General features: G+C 73.1%; 14 protein-coding genes. 7 read left to right on the top strand and 7 right to left on the bottom strand.

Annotated elements, in window-relative coordinates; genetic code table 11:
• Window positions 1–181: 181 nt before the first annotated feature.
• On the bottom strand, window positions 182–1,921 hold the full coding sequence (locus AAFN69_RS09645) for a sigma factor-like helix-turn-helix DNA-binding protein (RefSeq protein ID WP_347727931.1): 1,740 nt from the start codon (window positions 1,919–1,921) through the stop codon (window positions 182–184).
• A gap of 116 nt (window positions 1,922–2,037) precedes the next feature.
• Between AAFN69_RS09645 and AAFN69_RS09640 the strand changes: the two genes are divergently transcribed.
• The gene (locus tag AAFN69_RS09640) at window positions 2,038–3,828 is read left to right on the top strand and encodes a DUF6350 family protein (protein ID WP_347727930.1); all 1,791 of its coding nucleotides are present in this window, start codon (window positions 2,038–2,040) and stop codon (window positions 3,826–3,828) included.
• Between the two features lie 126 nt (window positions 3,829–3,954).
• Here AAFN69_RS09640 and AAFN69_RS09635 read toward each other — a convergent pair whose 3' ends face one another.
• A complete protein-coding gene (locus tag AAFN69_RS09635; RefSeq protein WP_347727929.1) occupies window positions 3,955–4,746 on the bottom strand; it encodes a hypothetical protein in 792 nt (263 codons plus the stop codon).
• Window positions 4,747–5,270: 524 nt separating this feature from the next.
• Here AAFN69_RS09635 and purN point away from each other — a divergent pair.
• Both purN and purH read left to right on the top strand, forming a co-directional pair.
• A complete protein-coding gene (gene purN / locus AAFN69_RS09630) occupies window positions 5,271–6,035 on the top strand; it encodes a phosphoribosylglycinamide formyltransferase (RefSeq protein WP_347727928.1) in 765 nt (254 codons plus the stop codon).
• Window positions 6,036–6,127: 92 nt separating this feature from the next.
• Window positions 6,128–7,708 carry a bifunctional phosphoribosylaminoimidazolecarboxamide formyltransferase/IMP cyclohydrolase gene (gene purH / locus AAFN69_RS09625; RefSeq protein WP_347728105.1) on the top strand — a complete coding sequence of 527 codons (1,581 nt, stop codon included), beginning with the start codon at window positions 6,128–6,130 and terminating at the stop codon, window positions 7,706–7,708.
• Between the two features lie 74 nt (window positions 7,709–7,782).
• Here purH and AAFN69_RS09620 read toward each other — a convergent pair whose 3' ends face one another.
• Entirely contained in the window at window positions 7,783–9,189 is a 1,407-nt protein-coding gene (locus AAFN69_RS09620) for a protein kinase (RefSeq protein ID WP_347727927.1), read from the bottom strand.
• A 466-nt stretch (window positions 9,190–9,655) separates the two neighbouring features.
• The gene (locus tag AAFN69_RS09615; protein ID WP_347727926.1) at window positions 9,656–10,243 is read right to left on the bottom strand and encodes a hypothetical protein; all 588 of its coding nucleotides are present in this window, start codon (window positions 10,241–10,243) and stop codon (window positions 9,656–9,658) included.
• Between the two features lie 322 nt (window positions 10,244–10,565).
• Here AAFN69_RS09615 and AAFN69_RS09610 point away from each other — a divergent pair, with 322 nt between their 5' ends.
• The 4 genes from AAFN69_RS09610 to AAFN69_RS09595 all read left to right on the top strand — a co-directional run bounded on the left by AAFN69_RS09610 (window position 10,566) and on the right by AAFN69_RS09595 (window position 15,143).
• Window positions 10,566–11,429: a bifunctional methylenetetrahydrofolate dehydrogenase/methenyltetrahydrofolate cyclohydrolase gene (locus tag AAFN69_RS09610; protein ID WP_347727925.1), complete on the top strand. Its 864-nt coding sequence runs from the start codon at window positions 10,566–10,568 to the stop codon at window positions 11,427–11,429.
• Window positions 11,430–11,448: 19 nt separating this feature from the next.
• Complete coding sequence (locus AAFN69_RS09605) at window positions 11,449–12,294, top strand: DUF3017 domain-containing protein (protein WP_347727924.1); 846 nt, start codon at window positions 11,449–11,451, stop codon at window positions 12,292–12,294.
• 383 nt (window positions 12,295–12,677) lie between these two features.
• On the top strand, window positions 12,678–13,805 hold the full coding sequence (locus tag AAFN69_RS09600) for a DUF2690 domain-containing protein (RefSeq protein ID WP_347727923.1): 1,128 nt from the start codon (window positions 12,678–12,680) through the stop codon (window positions 13,803–13,805).
• A gap of 348 nt (window positions 13,806–14,153) precedes the next feature.
• A complete protein-coding gene (locus AAFN69_RS09595; protein WP_347727922.1) occupies window positions 14,154–15,143 on the top strand; it encodes a malate dehydrogenase in 990 nt (329 codons plus the stop codon).
• 159 nt (window positions 15,144–15,302) lie between these two features.
• Here AAFN69_RS09595 and AAFN69_RS09590 read toward each other — a convergent pair whose 3' ends face one another.
• The 3 genes from AAFN69_RS09590 to AAFN69_RS09580 form a co-directional block, all read right to left on the bottom strand.
• The gene (locus AAFN69_RS09590) at window positions 15,303–15,554 is read right to left on the bottom strand and encodes a type II toxin-antitoxin system RelE/ParE family toxin (protein WP_347727921.1); all 252 of its coding nucleotides are present in this window, start codon (window positions 15,552–15,554) and stop codon (window positions 15,303–15,305) included.
• Window positions 15,551–15,865 carry a type II toxin-antitoxin system prevent-host-death family antitoxin gene (locus tag AAFN69_RS09585; RefSeq protein ID WP_347727920.1) on the bottom strand — a complete coding sequence of 105 codons (315 nt, stop codon included), beginning with the start codon at window positions 15,863–15,865 and terminating at the stop codon, window positions 15,551–15,553. Before AAFN69_RS09585 ends, AAFN69_RS09590 begins: the two co-directional genes overlap by 4 nt.
• A 141-nt stretch (window positions 15,866–16,006) precedes the next feature.
• Window positions 16,007–16,228, bottom strand: a complete 222-nt coding sequence (locus AAFN69_RS09580) for a DUF397 domain-containing protein (protein ID WP_347727919.1) — start codon at window positions 16,226–16,228, stop codon at window positions 16,007–16,009.
• Window positions 16,229–16,239 lie beyond the last annotated feature (11 nt).

The following is a 16,239-nucleotide window of genomic DNA, read 5'->3' as shown; positions in this document are numbered from 1 at the left end:
GGGCCCACACCTGTTCCCGGCCGGGGCGGCCGGCGGGCGCGGCGGGTCACGCGGGCCGGGCCGGTCGGGCCGGTCACTCGGGTCGGACAGGTCACGCAAGCCAGGCCGATCAGGCGGATCATGCAGGTCAGGCGGATCATGCAGGTCAGACGGGTCGGACGGGTCGGACGGGCCCGCCGGGTCAGGGGATCTGCGGAACCAGGCGTGCCGGGCCGTGGGCCGGGTCGGAGAGCAGTTTGCGCCGGAGCTCTCTGCCCGGATCCGTCAGCGGTTCGGGCCCGGCATGGGCCGGGACTCCCTCCACCCGGCTGCCGGGGGAGACCTCCGGCACATACTGCGTCGGCGCCGTGGCCAGGGTGAATCCGGTCGCGCCGATGAGCAGCGCGGTCACCGTGAGCGCCGTCCTGGTCCAGAACCAGATCCGCCGCTCGCTGTTGAGCCGCACCGACTCGGCCGGGGCGGGCCTCGGCGCCGGCCAGGCGCCCGCGATGGCCACCAGCTCCGTGTGGAGCGCCTCGGCCGAGGCCAGCTCCGGCAGCCGTGCCGCGATGGCCTCCCGGGCATGCAGAACCCGGTTGGCCGTCGCCGGAGTGCTCGCCTCCGTCTCGGCCGCTGTCTCGGGCAGATCGAGGCCCAGACCGTCGTAGAGCAGCAGCGCGCGGCGGTACGGGGGCGGCAGCTCCAGCAGCGCGTCCAGCAGCGCGCGCCGGGGCGGATCCAGTGGCGGCACATCGGGATGGCGGTGCGCGGGCCGCAGCCGCTGCCAGGGCGACATCGCGAATTCGTACGCCGCCGCCCGCACCCAGCCGACCGGATCCCGGTCGCGGGCGACCTCGGGCCACCGCTGCCAGGCAAGATGGAAGGCGTGCTCCACCACCTCGTGCGAGAGCCGCCGCCGGCCGGTGAGCAGATATGCCTGACGGACCAGCGCGGTGGCGGTCCGGGTGTAGAGCGTGTCGAACGCCTCGGCCGGGGTGGGCCCCTGTTCCGATCCCGGGATCTCCTCCGACCAGCCGTCCCAGCCCCCCGCCGTCTTCACCGCCGCTTTCGGCGAAGGCGCGGTCCGCGGTGCGGTCTGCCCGGTCCGCTCGGTCCGCTCGGTCTGCCCCGACGGCCCGGACGGCCCCGACCGCTCGGGCGACGGCTGGGGCGACGGCTCCGACAGCGGTGCCGGATGGGATGGATGGGACGGATGGGGCGGATGCGCGGGGTGCGGCGGGTGCCCCGGCCGCGCGGAGGGCGCCTGCGGCGCGGTCTGCGCCGGGTGGACGACGGGGGGCGAGCCCTTCGGCGGGTGCGGCGGGGCGGGCCGGGCCGCCCGCTTGGCCGCCGTGGCCGGCCGGGTGACGGAGTGCGGCTGCTTCCCCTTCTCGCCGGTCCTGGCGGCGGCGGTCCTGAGCTCCGTCTGTCCGGTCCGCCGGGTCCGCTCCGGCTGCTCGGCCGCCCGCGCCGCCCGGATGGCCCGGATCGCGCGTACGGGAATGGAGGGCGCGGCCGGCTCCGGCGGCCCGGCCGGCCCGGCGGACACGGAGGGCTCGGACGGCGCGTCCACCGCCTCCGGTCCACCCGCCGTGGCGCCGTCCCCCGTCGCACACTCTTCCGCCGAGGGGGACCCGGACCCCGCCACGCCGGCGCTCGATTCCTCCCGGTCCGGCGCTTTCTGTTCCGGCTCCACCCGGGCGGCGCCGCCGGAGTCCGGACCGGGCCGGCCGGGAGTCGCCAGCAGCTTCGCGTACGCCTCGCGGCGGCGGCCCCGCGGATCGCTCCGGCCCGCCTCCCACGCGCGCACGGTCGCCCTGGTGACGCCGATCGCCGCCGCGACCTCCTGTTCGGTCATCGACTTCGCCTCCCGGAGCCTGCGCCGCTCCTTGGGAGTGGGCAGTGGTGGATCGGGAGCGGAGTGTGTGGTGCTCTGGGTCATCAAGGGCTCCCCGAAGCGCTGCACTCGGCATAAAAGTACATAAACGTATATTGGGCGACACAGCGGCTATTCGCCTGTTACATGAATAAGGCGCGTGTCGTTGGGAGCATGGCCCGGTGACCCAGACGACCGATCGCGGCCCCGTTCACTCCACCACCCCGGTCCTCGTGCAGGGAGGCCGCAGGGCGGCGCTGGTCGCGTGCCTGGTCCGCGGGGCCACGGCGGCCGGGCTCGGACTCGGCGCGCTGGCGGTCCTGGTCATGGTGGTGTGGATCAGTTCGCCCTATCCGGACAACGGCCCGGACGGGGCGCTGCACATCGCCGCCGGGCTCTGGCTGATGGCACACGGCACCGAGCTGATCCGCACCGACACCCTCTCCGGGCAGCCCGCGCCGGTCGGGGTCGTACCCCTGCTGCTGGTGGTGCTCCCGGTCTGGCTGGTCCACCGCGCCGCCCGCGACGGCGTCATCCCGGACCCGGCCGAGCGGCGGCCCCGGCCGTCGCCGCGTGGCGCGATCTGTGCGGTGAGCATGGGATATCTGCTGGTCGGCGCGGTGGTGGCGGGATATTCGCGGAGCGGTTCGCCGGCGGTCAATCCGCTGAGCGCGCTGGTCCAGCTCCCGCTGGTGACCGTGCTCGCGGCCTGTGCCGGAGTGTGGACGGCGAAGGGCCGCCCCGCCGGACCGCTGCCCAAGTGGCTGCCGGGAGCGCTGCGGCTCAGGCTCGTCCGCACCCGGGTGGCGGTCGCCCTGCGGGCCGCCTGCGCGGGAGCGCTGGTGCTCTTCGGCGGTGGCGCGGTGCTCGTGGCCCTCTCGCTGGTGTGGCACGGGGAGGCCGTGCGGGAGGCGTTCCCGTACCTCTCCGAGGTCTGGTCGGGTCAGTTCACGGTGCTGCTCCTGGCCTTCACTCTGGTGCCGAACGCGGCGGCCTGGGGAGCGGCGTACGGGCTGGGCCCCGGCTTCGCCCTCGGTACGGGTGCCTCGGCCACCCCGCTGGCACTCTCCGGCGACCCCGCCGTGCCGGTCTTCCCGCTCCTCGCCGCGGTCCCGGCGGAGGGCGCCGGCACCCCGCTGAACTGGGCTTGCGCACTTGTGCCGGTACTCGCGGGGCTGGTGATCGCCGGATTCACCACGGCCGCCGCCGCGCCCCGGTTCGTGGATCCCGCGCTGGTCTGGCGCAATCGTGAGACGGCGCTGACGGCGTTTCTGGGCGCCGTGGGCTGCGGGGTGCTGACGGCGGCCATGACAGCCGCCGCGGCGGGACCGATGGGGTCGGCGCGGCTGCTGGCCTTCGGGCCGGTCTGGTGGCTCGCCGGCGCGGCGGCCCTCGCCTGGTCCGCGGTGATCGCGGTTCCGCTGGCGACGGCGGTACGGATGTGGCGTGCGGGACCGGGGGCACGCGTACGGCGATGGCTCCCCCGGTGGCCCGGATTCCGCCGGGGTACGGGAACGGCGCCCGCGCCGGCCACCGATCGCGAACCCCCATCGGCACCACAACCGGAACCGGAACCGAACCCGCCGACCTCCGGGCCCCCGGCCCCGTCCGTACCCGCTCCCGTACCCGCGTCCGTACCCGCTCCCGCCCCGGTGCCGAAGCCCGCCAAGGCCGCCAAGGCCGCACCCGAGGCGCCGGCCGAGGCGTATGACTTTCTGCCGGAACTCCCCCGGGTGGCGGACGGCCCGCCGCACCGCCCGGACCCGCCGGAGGAGGACCGGGACGAAGAGCCGGCCGGTCCGTCCCCCGACCGCCCCTGGGCGGCCCCGGCCAGCCCCTGGCCCCAGGACCCGGACCCGGTGACCCCGGCGGACCCGCCCGCGCCCCCCGCCCCCGCCCCGAAACCGGAACCGGAACCGGAACCGAAACCGAAACCGGAACAGGGGCAGGGGCAGGAATCCGGCCCCGTCTGACGGCGGCAACACGAACCGGCCCGGCCGGGGAAGTCGATCCCCGGCCGGGCCGGTCGGTGTCCGCTGTGGTGCCGTGTGCCGCAGCCCCGGAAGGAGCGGCGACGGCGGCGGAAGAGGGTGTGCGGACTACTCGGTCACACCGAGCACATCGCGCAGCGGCTCCGGCAGCTTCTCATTGCAGGAGATCTGGCCGTCCTTCGTCAGCGCGTCCCGCTCACAGGTGTAGAAATCGCGGTACACGAGCTGGGCGGCGTACGTCCCCGCCACGATCAGCACGGCGATACCGCCCATCACCAGACCGGTGATGGCCGCCGTCCGCTGCGACCGGCCCGCGGTCTGCGGGGAGCCGCCGGCCGGCGGGGTGACGGCGGGTGCCGCGTCCCGGACGACCGATCCGCCCGCCTTCGCCGCGTCGGTGGTCACACCGCCCGGCTTCCCGCGCAGCGAGCTGATCGCCCAGTAGAGCGCCAGCGCGCCCAGCAGCAGCGCGATCTCGGTGAACTGGAAGACCGCGAAGAAGAAGCCCCACATGCCCGAGAGCAGGGCGTACCGAGCCCGGCGCTGGGTCGGGTCCGTCGGGTCCCAGCGCAGGCCAGGGGTGCCGCCGCCCTGCCCGCCGCCGGAGGAGTTCTGGCCGCCGGGACGGCCGCCGAAGCCGCCGCCGGAGGAGCGGCCGGGCTGGCGGCTGCTCCACTGGCTGCCCCAGCCGCCGCGCCCGCCGCGCTCCTCCGAGGAGCCGGATGACCCGTCGGACGAGCCGTCGGAGCCCTTCTTGTCGGAGTCGCCGCCCGCCGGCTGCCGGGGCTGCCAGGGCTGGTCGGGCCTCCCCTCCGGGGGCGCCGCGAAGGGGTTGTTCTCGTCGGTGGACTGGCGCTCCCGCGGCAACAGGAGGTCCGTACGGCGGCGTCGGTCCGGCATCTGGTGAACGTCTTCCCCTCAGACCCCGCGCACCTGAGCTTGGGAACCGGTGCGCATGAGGTCTTGTGTCGTTGTGCCCGTCGAGGGACGGGTGTTGTCCCCTGACGCTACCTCCCGGCCGCGCCCCCGTCCCGTGGGGGCCTTCCTGTGTGCCGGTATCGTTGCTGACGGTCGGCCTCTTCGTAGAGTTCCCCGTATCGGGGAGCATGAGTCGTTCGTACGACCGTACAAAATCGGCGCGCTCCGCGTTTGTGGCAGCCGTGCGCGCACAGTGTTGAACGATCGTGACGCCGAGTCACCGCGAGAAAGATGTACCGCCCACGCGAAATGCCTCCCTCCCCGTACACCGTGACGTGCCGGGACGCCCGCCGGCCCGGCTGCTGAGCCTCTGACCTGCGCGAGCCCGAGAACGTACGCCCTGAACGCCCGCGGTCCCGGAAGCCCGCCGCCCCGCAAGCGAGCCTCCCCGGACACGCGAGCGGGCCCAGCCCCAGAGACAGCCGCAAGCGAGAAAGAGACCCCCTGTGGCCTCCAAGCCCTCCACGCCCTCCGCCGCCCGCCGCCCCGCCCGCCTGGTCGTCCTGGTTTCCGGTTCCGGCTCCAATCTCCAGGCCCTCCTCGACGCCGTCGCCGCGGACCGCCTCGCCGCCGAGTCCGCCGGGAAGGCCGAGTCCGCCGGGATCACCGCGCCCACCGCGCCCACCGAGTCCACCGGACCCGGCGACTCCGGCCTTCCCGGCGATCCCGGGAGTGTCCGCCTCCCGCTCGGCGCCGAAGTGGTCGCCGTCGGCGCGGACCGCGGCGGAATCGCCGGCCTGGAACGCGCCGAGCGCGCCGGGGTCCCGACGTTTGTGTGCCGGGTGAAGGACTACGACACCCGTGCGGAGTGGGACGCCGCGCTCGCCGAGGCGACCGCCGCCCACGAGCCCGATCTCGTGGTGTCCGCCGGCTTCATGAAGATCGTGGGCAAGGAGTTCCTCGCCCGCTTCGGCGGCCGTTACATCAACACCCACCCCGCCCTGCTGCCCAGTTTCCCCGGTGCCCACGGAGTGCGCGACGCGCTCGCGTACGGAGCGAAGGTCACCGGGTGCACCGTCCACTTCGCCGACGAAGGTGTCGACACCGGACCGATCATCGCCCAGCAGGCGGTGGAGGTCCGTGATGAGGACGACGAAGCCGCTCTGCACGAGCGCATCAAGGAAGTCGAGCGAGCGCTGCTCGTCGAGGTCGTGGGGCGCCTGGCCCGTAACGACTATCGCATTGAGGGACGAAAGGTAGTTTTCCCGTGACCGAGAACGTCGAGAACGTCGAGTCGGCAGAGACCCCGGCAGGGAGTCCGGCACAGAGCCCGGCCGGGGGCTCGGCCGGGAGCGCCGGAGCCGTGCCGGCGACGGACGACGGTGCGAAGCGGATCATCCGGCGGGCCCTGGTCAGTGTCTACGACAAGACCGGCCTCGAAGAGCTCGCCCGCGGACTGCACGAGGCCGGTGTCGAACTGGTCTCCACCGGTTCCACCGCCGGGCGGATCGCCGCGGCCGGGGTGCCCGTCGCCAAGGTCGAGGAGCTGACCGGCTTCCCCGAGTGCCTGGACGGCCGGGTCAAGACCCTGCACCCCCGGGTGCACGCCGGGATCCTCGCCGATCTCCGCCTCGACTCCCACCGCGAGCAGCTCGCCGAACTCGGTGTCGAGCCGTTCGACCTGGTTGTCGTCAATCTCTACCCCTTCCGGGAGACCGTCGCCTCCGGCGCCTCCCCCGACGAGTGCGTGGAGCAGATCGACATCGGCGGCCCGTCGATGGTCCGCGCCGCGGCCAAGAACCACCCCTCGGTCGCCGTGGTCACCAGCCCCGGCCGGTACGGCGATGTCCTCGCGGCCGTCCGCGACGGCGGCTTCGACCTGACCGCCCGCAAGCGTCTCGCGGCCGAGGCGTTCCAGCACACCGCCGCCTATGACGTGGCGGTGGCCGGCTGGTTCGCCTCCTCCTACGCCCCCGCCGACACCACCGGCTTCCCGGACTTCATCGGGGTCACCTACACACGCTCCAATGTGCTCCGCTACGGCGAGAACCCGCACCAGCCCGCCGCGCTGTACCTCAGCGGCAGCGCCGTGGGCGACGGCGGACTCGCCCGCGCCGAGCAGCTGCACGGCAAGGAGATGTCGTACAACAACTACACGGACACCGAGGCCGCGCGCCGCGCCGCGTACGACCACTCCGAGCCGTGTGTGGCGATCATCAAGCACGCCAACCCGTGCGGCATCGCGATCGGCGCGGACGTCGCCGAGGCGCACCGCAAGGCGCACGCCTGTGACCCGCTCTCCGCCTTCGGCGGCGTGATCGCGGTCAACCGCCCGGTCACCGTCGCGCTGGCCGAGCAGGTCGCGGAGATCTTCACCGAGGTCATCGTGGCCCCGGCGTACGAGGACGGCGCGGTCGAGGTGCTCGCCCGCAAGAAGAACATCCGGGTGCTGCGCTGCCCCGACGCCCCCGCCGCCCTCTTCGAGGCGAAGCAGATCGACGGCGGCACCCTGGCGCAGGTCACCGACCGGCTCCAGGCGCCGGGCGACGACCCGGCCAACTGGACGCTGGCCACCGGCACCCCGCTGACCGCCGGGGAGCTGGCCGAGCTCGCCTTCGCCTGGCGCGCCTGCCGGGCCGTCAAGTCCAATGCGATCCTGCTCGCCAAGGACGGCGCCTCGGTCGGCGTCGGCATGGGCCAGGTGAACCGCGTCGACTCCGCGAAGCTCGCGGTGGAGCGCGCGGGCGAGGAGCGCGCGCGGGGCGCGTACGCCGCGTCGGACGCCTTCTTCCCCTTCCCCGACGGCCTGGAGATCCTGACGGCCGCCGGGGTCAGGGCCGTGGTGCAGCCGGGCGGATCGGTCCGCGACGAGCTGGTCGTGGCGGCGGCGGAGAAGGCGGGCGTGACGATGTACTTCACGGGTACGCGCCACTTCTTCCACTGACCGGTACGCACGTCACGGGCGCGGCCCGCGGGTCCACTCCGGACCCGCGGGCCGCGCCCGCGTCACCCCGCCGTTCAGCAGCTCGGGAGCCACTTCACCGAGCGGATGGTGGTCTCCCCGTCGAGATTGGCGCGCTCCCGGGGCTGAAGACAGCCCACCTGCTCCTGGTATCCCGACTTCTGATAGAAACCGGCGCCGGGCAGCGGGACGGCCCCGGAGCCGTTGTTGACGGCGGATCGCGGCGCCTCCACCTCGCTCCAGTCGCAGGCGACGATCCCGGAGTGGGCGTCCCGCTCATTTCCGTACCAGGCGCACATCTCGCCGCCGCCGTCCTTCTCGGTGAAGAAGCAGACATGGCCGGGGGCGCACCGCTCGTACCCGGCGGCCTCCGCGGTGTCGGCACTGCGCACCATGACCGTCATGAGAGTGCCCGCGACGACGAGCGCCGCCGCGGCGCCCCATCCGAGCCCGTACCGCGACCGGCTCGTACTCCGGCCGCGGTTCCCGCTCCGCTCCCGGCCCGCCCCGGACGCGCCCGTGAGGGGCCGGTGGCCGAAGGGGCGGCGGGGCAGCACGGGCGAGGGTTCGGATCCGGTGGCGGCCTCGGCCCGGCGCAGCAGCACCGCCGTGTCGACCTCCGAGCGTTGCACCTGCGTACGGGCGAGACAGTCGGTCACGATCCCCCGCCACGCCTCCGGGAGGCCGGGCGCGAGCCGCAGCACGCCCACCCCGCGCGCGTACCTGACGGCCGCCTCCCGGCGCGCTCCCGGGGTGGCGCCGGGGAAGGGCAGCCGGCCGGTGAGGACGAGATGGGCGAGTACGCCGAAGGCCCAGATGTCGGCGGTGGCGTCGATCCGCTGCTCCCGCTCGCCGGCGGCCCCGAGGAGCTCGGGCGGGGTGTAGTCATTGGTGTGGAAGCCCGGCGCGTAGCCGTGGGCGCTCCGGAGCTCGGTGGCGAGGTGGAAATCGCCCAGCCGTACGGACTGGTCGGCGAGGAGCAGCACATTCCCCGGGTTGAGGTCGCCGTGCACCCAGCCGGCGTGGTGGAGCTGGTGCAGGCCCTCGCAGATCTCGGTGAGGAGCGCGGGTCCGGCGGCCGGGCGCGGGCAGCGGGTGAGCAGGGTGTCCAGGGAGCTCGCGGCCCGCTCCATGACGACCACGGTCGCACCGTCGAGCGCGGGTTCGGCGGGGTCGTCCACCGTGAGGGTCTCGTACATCGTGATCAGCCGGGGCCGCCGGAGCCGGCGGATCATCTCGCGCACCCGCTCGGTCACCTCCCGGAGGTGGAGGAGCTGGCGCGGGGTGCGGGTGCCGGTCGGGAGGAATTTGAGCGCCGCCTCCCGGGGCATTCCCGGGGCCGGGACAACCCGGCGGGCGGCGTACACGGTCGCGAAGGCACCGGAGGCGAGCGGCTCGCGGACCTCCCAGGGGCCGATCCGGTATCCGTGCGGTACGGGGAGGGCGAGACAGTCCGGGTTCACCGGGGCATGCCTCCCACCGGTGCGAAGGACGCGGCGGGTGCGGTGCGGCGGGCGGGTGGGACCGGGGGTGCGGACACGCGTACGGGTGGTGTGGCGCGGGCTCGGCGCGGGTGGCCGCCGGGCGCGGGCCGCACGTGCTCACCGGGACCTGTGGTGGATGGTCTGGGCGTCGCGATGGTGCTGAACACGGCTGACTCCTCCCCTGGATACCGTGCGATGGGATTCCGTGCGATGGATCCGTGCGGTGCCAGCCTAGGAACGGGCGATAAACGTCCGCACAACGTCTGCCGAACGGACGCCGGGAGGGTGTGGGGAGCGCCCGGAGCGTGGGGGGCGGTACGGGCCGGAAGCGGCCGAGGACCGTGCCCCCGCCGGTCGGGCGGGGGACACGGTCCGGTGTTCGGCGAAGGGGCCGGCGGGTTCGGCGTGCGCGCCGGTGACGCGGCGTCGTCCGGCCCGCGCGGGGTCAGTGACGCGGCCGGGCGAACCAGTCGCTGCCCTCGGCCTTGCCCACCTGCACCGCGACGATGATCGCGAGCACCGTGTGGATGAGCCCCACCAGGATGAACGGATAGATTCCGGCGATGGCGGTGAGGATCGCGTAGATCATGGTGGCGATGCGGACGCCCTGTCCGCCCGACTTGAACTTGATCGCGAGGACCAGGGCGATCGCACCCCAGACGAGGGCGAAGACGCCGAAGCCGTAGGCGCTGCCGCTGGTCACGGCGCCGAGATCCTGGGCCTGGTAGTCGTTCTTGAGCTGCTCGTCGCTCATGATCACATTGACGACCAGCCCGAAGCCGATGAGGAGGAGCGCGCCTATCCCCTGGAGGCTGACGATCACCCAGAGCAGGGTCCGGGCGGTCCGCACGGCGGGCGGCATCTCGGTCATGACGGGTGCGCCGACGCCGTAGGGCTGGAGCGGCGGGGCCTGCGGGTAGCCGTATCCGGGCGGCTGGGTTCCCTCGGGTCCGCCCTGGGGCCAGCCTTGGCCCGGCTGGCCGCCCTGCTGCTGGGGGTGGCCGTAGGGGTTGTTCGGGTCGCCGAAGCTCATGGCGAGAATTCCTCCGTTGGAAACGCTGGGGACGCGCGGGCCGAGTGGAGGAATTGCACAAGATCAGCGGTTTGCCCCCCAGACCTTCCGCGTTGTTACGCGATCAATCGTGTGCTCAGCACCCATCCGCTGTCCAGCGGCGAGCCCATGTGTTGTGCAAGTGCAATCTCCCCTGACGGCTCTTTTCGGACATCCGGCGGTGCCGGGCGGGGTGCCGCGGAGCATGCCGCGCCCACCGGCGGCCCGCGATTTCGGGCGGCCCCGCCGGCCGCGAGGCGGACGTGATTGGAACCGGGGCGGGTCCATCCGCGAGGATGTGCCCATGACCGCCCAGATTCTCGATGGCAAGGCCACCGCAGCCGCGATCAAGTCCGATCTGACCGCCCGCGTGGCGGCTCTCAGGGAGAAGGGGGTGACGCCCGGTCTCGGCACCCTGCTCGTCGGGGACGACCCGGGCAGCCGCTGGTACGTCAATGGCAAGCACCGCGACTGCGCGCAGGTCGGCATCGCGTCGATCCAGCGCGAACTGCCCGACACCGCCACGCAGGAGGAGATCGAGGCGGTCGTCCGGGAACTCAACGAGGACCCCGAGTGCACCGGCTACATCGTGCAACTCCCGCTTCCCAAGGGCATCGACGCCAACCGTGTCCTGGAGCTGATGGATCCGCTGAAGGACGCGGACGGGCTGCACCCGATGAGCCTGGGCCGGCTGGTGCTCGGCGTGCCGGGCCCGCTGCCGTGCACCCCGTACGGGATCGTGCAGCTGCTGCGTCACCACGGTGTCGAGATCAAGGGCGCGAATGTCGTCGTGGTCGGACGCGGCATCACCATCGGACGGCCGATGCCGCTGGTGCTGACCCGCAAGTCGGAGAACGCGACGGTGACGCAGTGCCACACGGGCACCCGTGATCTCTCCGCGCATCTGCGGCAGGCGGACATCATCATCGCCGCGGCGGGTGTGCCGCATCTGGTGAAGCCGGAGGACGTGAAGCCCGGCGCGGCGGTGCTCGATGTGGGTGTCAGCCGTGATGAGAACGGCAAGATCGTGGGGGACGTGCACCCCGGGGTCGCCGAGGTGGCGGGCTGGGTGGCCCCGAACCCGGGCGGCGTCGGCCCGATGACCCGTGCGCAGCTGCTGGTCAATGTGGTCGAGGCGGCGGAACGCTCGGCCGCGGACGCGGGCTGACAGAGGAAAGGCTGCCCTGATGGGCGTACTGATGAACGACGACCGCGAGGTGGAGGGCGACCGCCCGGCGACGGGCGGCCCTCGGGCCGGGCGGGCGGCCGGGTCCCCGGAGGACCCGGCTTCCGCCGGCGGTGCGGGACGGAGCGACGGGGGCGCCTCGGCGGACGCCGCCTCGCCGGACGCCGTGAAGGCGTCGGCGGACGGTGAACACGCCTCGCCGGACGGTGAACACGCCTCGCCGGACGGCGAGAACGTCTCACCGGACGAGGGGAAGGCCGCGCCGGACGCGGAGAAGCCCGCATCCGACGCGGGGAAGCCCGACTCCGGCGCGGAGAGGGCCGCATCCGGCGCGGGGAAGCCCGCGCCGGACAGCGAGAGCGCCGAGGACTCCCGGCACGGAGACGACACCTCCGACGGGGAGTCTCCTGCCGGAGCCACCCCCGCCGCCGGTTCCCGCAGGCCGCCCACCATGACCACGGACACCGCCCGCCCCGAGGGCGGCGGCCGGGCCGCACCCGGTGACGCTCCCGCCCCCGCACGGCAGTGGCCGCTGCTCACGGTGCTGGGCATCACGGCGCTCGGACTGCTGATCGTCGGTGTGAACCCGTTCCCCCAGGCGTTCCGCGTCGGCACCCTGCTGATCGGCGCGGCGCTGATCACCGGCGCCGTGATGCGCCGGGTGCTGCCGTCGGTCGGCATGCTGGCCGTCCGGTCCCGGTTCACCGACATGATCACGTACGGGCTGCTGGGAGTCGCGATCTCGCTGCTCGCGCTGGTGGCGCAGCCCGGACCCTGGCTGGATCTGCCGTTCGTGGAGGAACTGGTCCGCTCGATCATGGGCCGGCCCCCCGTCGTCCAGCCGTAGCCGGACACCCTCCGGCCGCGCACCCGCGTTCTCGCCCGTACCCGTACCCGTACCCGTACCCGTACGCGATATCTCGCCATCGAGCATTCCGGTGGCGAGATATCGCGTTTCCGGGCCGCCGGCCGGTGATGTACGGAGGCGGACGTTCCGCCCCGGTGTGATCGTCGTTCCGCGAGTGGGACACTGGTGCGGCACACGGGATGGGGGCGCACAAGGGGCGCAGCCGCCGTGCCGGGTGCTCCCGTGCGTGTTGATGTCAGGAACTGACATCCTGACCACGCGCATCTCTTCGTTTGGTCCTACAAGAGGACTTCGACGGGGTGCGGTGGCGGAAGGGCGCGGGGCACAGCACCTACGCTCGGGGGAACAAGAGGGGTGGAGCCATGCCTCGTTGGAAAGAGCTGCCGGAGGAGCTGGATCCGGAGGTCAAGGAGTTCGCGGAGCAGTTGCGGACACTCGTGGACCGGAGCGGGCTGAGCATATCGGCCGTATCGGACAGCACCGGCTACAGCAAGACATCCTGGGAGCGCTACCTCAATGGGCGGATTCTCGCGCCCAAGGGGGCCGTGGTCGCTCTCGCGGAGGTGACGGGCACCAGCCCCATTCATCTCACGACCATGTGGGAGCTGGCCGAGCGGGCCTGGAGCCGGGCCGAGCAGCGGCACGACCGGACGATGGAGCAGATCCGCATCACCCAGGCGCGCGCCGCGCTGGGCGAGTACGGAGCCGACTCCGCTTCCGCTTCCGGTTCCGGCGGGTCCTCCAGGGGCGGTGGCGGGCAGCGCAGGCGTACGTCCGGATCCGAGCCGGCCACCCCCACCGGGTGGCCCCCGTACGACACGGATGAGGCGCTCTCGTCCTCGTTCACCCGGCCCACGCCGCCGCCGGGCGCCCCCGGCGGCCGGTCCGCGCGCCGGTCGACCGCCCCGGCCGGCACCGGCCGCCGGGCCGCGCCCGGGCGCCGTGATTCCGGTTCCGGTCCGGGCCGGGGCGGGCCGAATCGGGCCGGCGGCAAGCGCCGGATCATCATGTTCCTCTCCGGTGTCGTCGGCGCGCTCGTCGTCATCGTCGGCGCCTTCCTCCTCACCGATCTGGGCGGAAAGGGCGAGAAGACGGAGAAGGCGGTCAAGGCCGTCGTGCCGACCGCCCCGACCGAAGGCGCGGAGCTCCCCGCCGGGGTCAAGTGCACCGGCGACGACTGCGCGGGCCAGGACCCGGAGATCATGGGCTGTGGCGGCGAGTTCGCCAAGACCGTGGCGTCCGCGACCTTCGGCAAGGCGGTCGTGGAGGTCCGGCACAGCGATGTCTGTGCCGCGTCGTGGGCGCGGATCAAGGACGCGGCCCCGGGCGACACGGTGGAGATCAACGTGGCCGGGAAGGGCAAGCAGAACGGCCTGGTGAACGCGGACAACGACGCGTACACCCCGATGACCTCGGTCCCGAAGGGGAAGCAGGCGACGGCCTGCGCGCTCTTCAAGGCGACCGGCGCGAGGTCCTGCACGGACAAGTAGCCCGGCCGGGCCGCCGCTCCGTTTCCGTCCCGGCCGCCCCGCCGCGCGCCGGCCGGTCACCCGGCCGGCCGGTACGGCTCCGGCGCACCGCCGACGGCGCGAAATCCGGCCACACTCCCGCCCCGCGAAGGCCGTCCCGTGCCGCCACGGCCCTCCACCAGCGGGTATGCCGGCCCTGTCGCGAGGCGCTCCACGGCGTGAGCCGCGCCACAAGGGGCAGCGGGCCGCCCGGCCACAGGGTCCGATAGCCTGACCGCTGGATGTCTCTTCACGTCAAGATTCGTGGTGGAGGGGCGTTCCGGACCCGGGGCAGGGACCCCCACCGCCAGCTGTCTTACGGAGATCGCCATGACCCGCACTCCCGTCAACGTCACCGTGACCGGCGCGGCCGGCCAGATCGGCTACGCGCTGCTCTTCCGCATCGCCTCCGGCCACCTGCTCGGCCCGGACGTGCCGGTCAAGCTGCGCCTTCTCGAAATCACCCCGGCCCTCGGCGCCGCCCAGGGCACCGCGATGGAGCTGGACGACTGCGCGTTCCCGCTGCTGCGCGGCATCGAGATCACCGACGACCCGAATGTCGCCTTCGACGGCGCCAACGTCGCCCTCCTCGTCGGCGCCCGCCCCCGCACCAAGGGCATGGAGCGCGGTGACCTCCTGGAGGCCAACGGCGGCATCTTCAAGCCCCAGGGCAAGGCCATCAACGACCACGCCGCGGACGACATCAAGGTCCTCGTCGTCGGCAACCCGGCCAACACCAACGCCCTGATCGCCCAGGCGGCGGCCCCGGACGTACCGGCCGAGCGCTTCACCGCGATGACCCGCCTCGACCACAACCGCGCGATCTCGCAGCTCGCGGCGAAGACGGGTGCGGCGGTCTCCGACATCAAGCGCCTGACCATCTGGGGCAACCACTCCGCCACCCAGTACCCGGACATCTTCCACGCGGAGATCGCGGGCAAGAACGCCGCCGAGGTCGTGGGCGACGAGGCGTGGCTGGCCGACACCTTCATCCCGACCGTCGCCAAGCGCGGCGCCGCGATCATCGAGGCCCGCGGCGCGTCCTCGGCCGCGTCGGCCGCGAACGCCGCGATCGACCACATCCACACCTGGGTCAACGGCACCGCCGAGGGCGACTGGACCTCCATGGGTATCCCGTCGGACGGCTCCTACGGCGTCCCGGAGGGCCTGATCTCCTCCTTCCCCGTCACCACCAAGAACGGTGTGTACGAGATCGTCCAGGGTCTGGAGATCAACGAGTTCTCCCGCCCGCGCATCGACGCGTCGGTCCAGGAGCTGGCGGAGGAGCGCGAAGCGGTCCGCGCGCTCGGCCTGCTCTGACCTGTACGCGTACGCCCGCGCGGCTGTACGTGTGTGTCCGCCCCTGGTTGCCCCGGCAGCCGGGGGCGGTTCCCGTTCCGCACTGTGTCCGGCACCGGCCGGACGGCACGACCGCCCGGCAGACGGCTGCGCACAGGCGCGAGACCGGGGCCTGGCTCGTCAGACCCGTCCCACGGTCATGACGGTGATGATGATCGTCGTTCCGTTCACGTGGTACTGGCATCGGTAGCGGCCGACCGATAAACGACGGTGGCCCGCGCCGCCCATGGGGCGGCTGTCCGGCGGCTGGGGGTTGTGCGCGAGACGATTGATCGCTGCGGTCAACAGCTTGGCGCCTTCACGGTCGTCCTTGAGGAACCTCTGGTAGGCCGTACGCGCGGCGCTCTCCCAGGTGATGTTGAAAGTGCTCACTCTTCCTCCGGTGATGTCTCCGCTGCGACTTCGTCCGCCGTCCGGCAGCCGCAGTCGATGCCTTCCGCAGGCTTGACCGGGCCGAAGCGGCATCCCCGCAGCTGGTGTTCCGCGTGCCGCAGCCCGGCTGCGGCCGACTCCAGCTGTTCGAAGGTGTCCCAGGACATGATCACTGCCACGGGCTTGCCATCGCTGGTCAGCGTGGTGGGGATCCCGGTTTCCCGAGCCCGGCCGAGGATGAGGTCAAGCTTGTCCGCCGTGGCTGCCGCGTCCACCGAGGGCATCTCGGAGAGCTGGTCGAGAAGGTTCATGCGGGGAAGGTAGGAGGAGGGGCACTCCCTGTGCAAGGTGGCATACCGGGCCGGTGCGCGCGGGTTGCGCACGGGGCCGGCCGGTGGCGGAAGTCCCGCCGCCGCGAGGACTGTTGCGCGGCGGCGGGGCTCCCGCAGCGGCTAGAGCTCGGTGCCGCGCGCGTACGCCACGAGTCCGGCCCAGCTGCCCGGGGAGAGCATGAGGGCCGGGGCTTCGGGCTGCTTGCTGTCCCGTACGGGGACGACGTGATGGGCCTGGGCGTGGGCGGGGGCCCACTCAAGGCAACTGCTGCCGCCGTTGCCGCTGTAGGTGGACTTCACCCATACCGCACTGGTGGCTGCCGGGCTCGAATCGACGCCCACGTGGGAGATCC

It is taken from the genome of Streptomyces sp. CAU 1734 (assembly GCF_039888735.1).
GTDB lineage: Bacteria > Actinomycetota > Actinomycetes > Streptomycetales > Streptomycetaceae > Streptomyces.
Note: the sequence above shows the minus strand (reverse complement) of the source record. Positions and strands in the feature narration are given on the sequence as shown.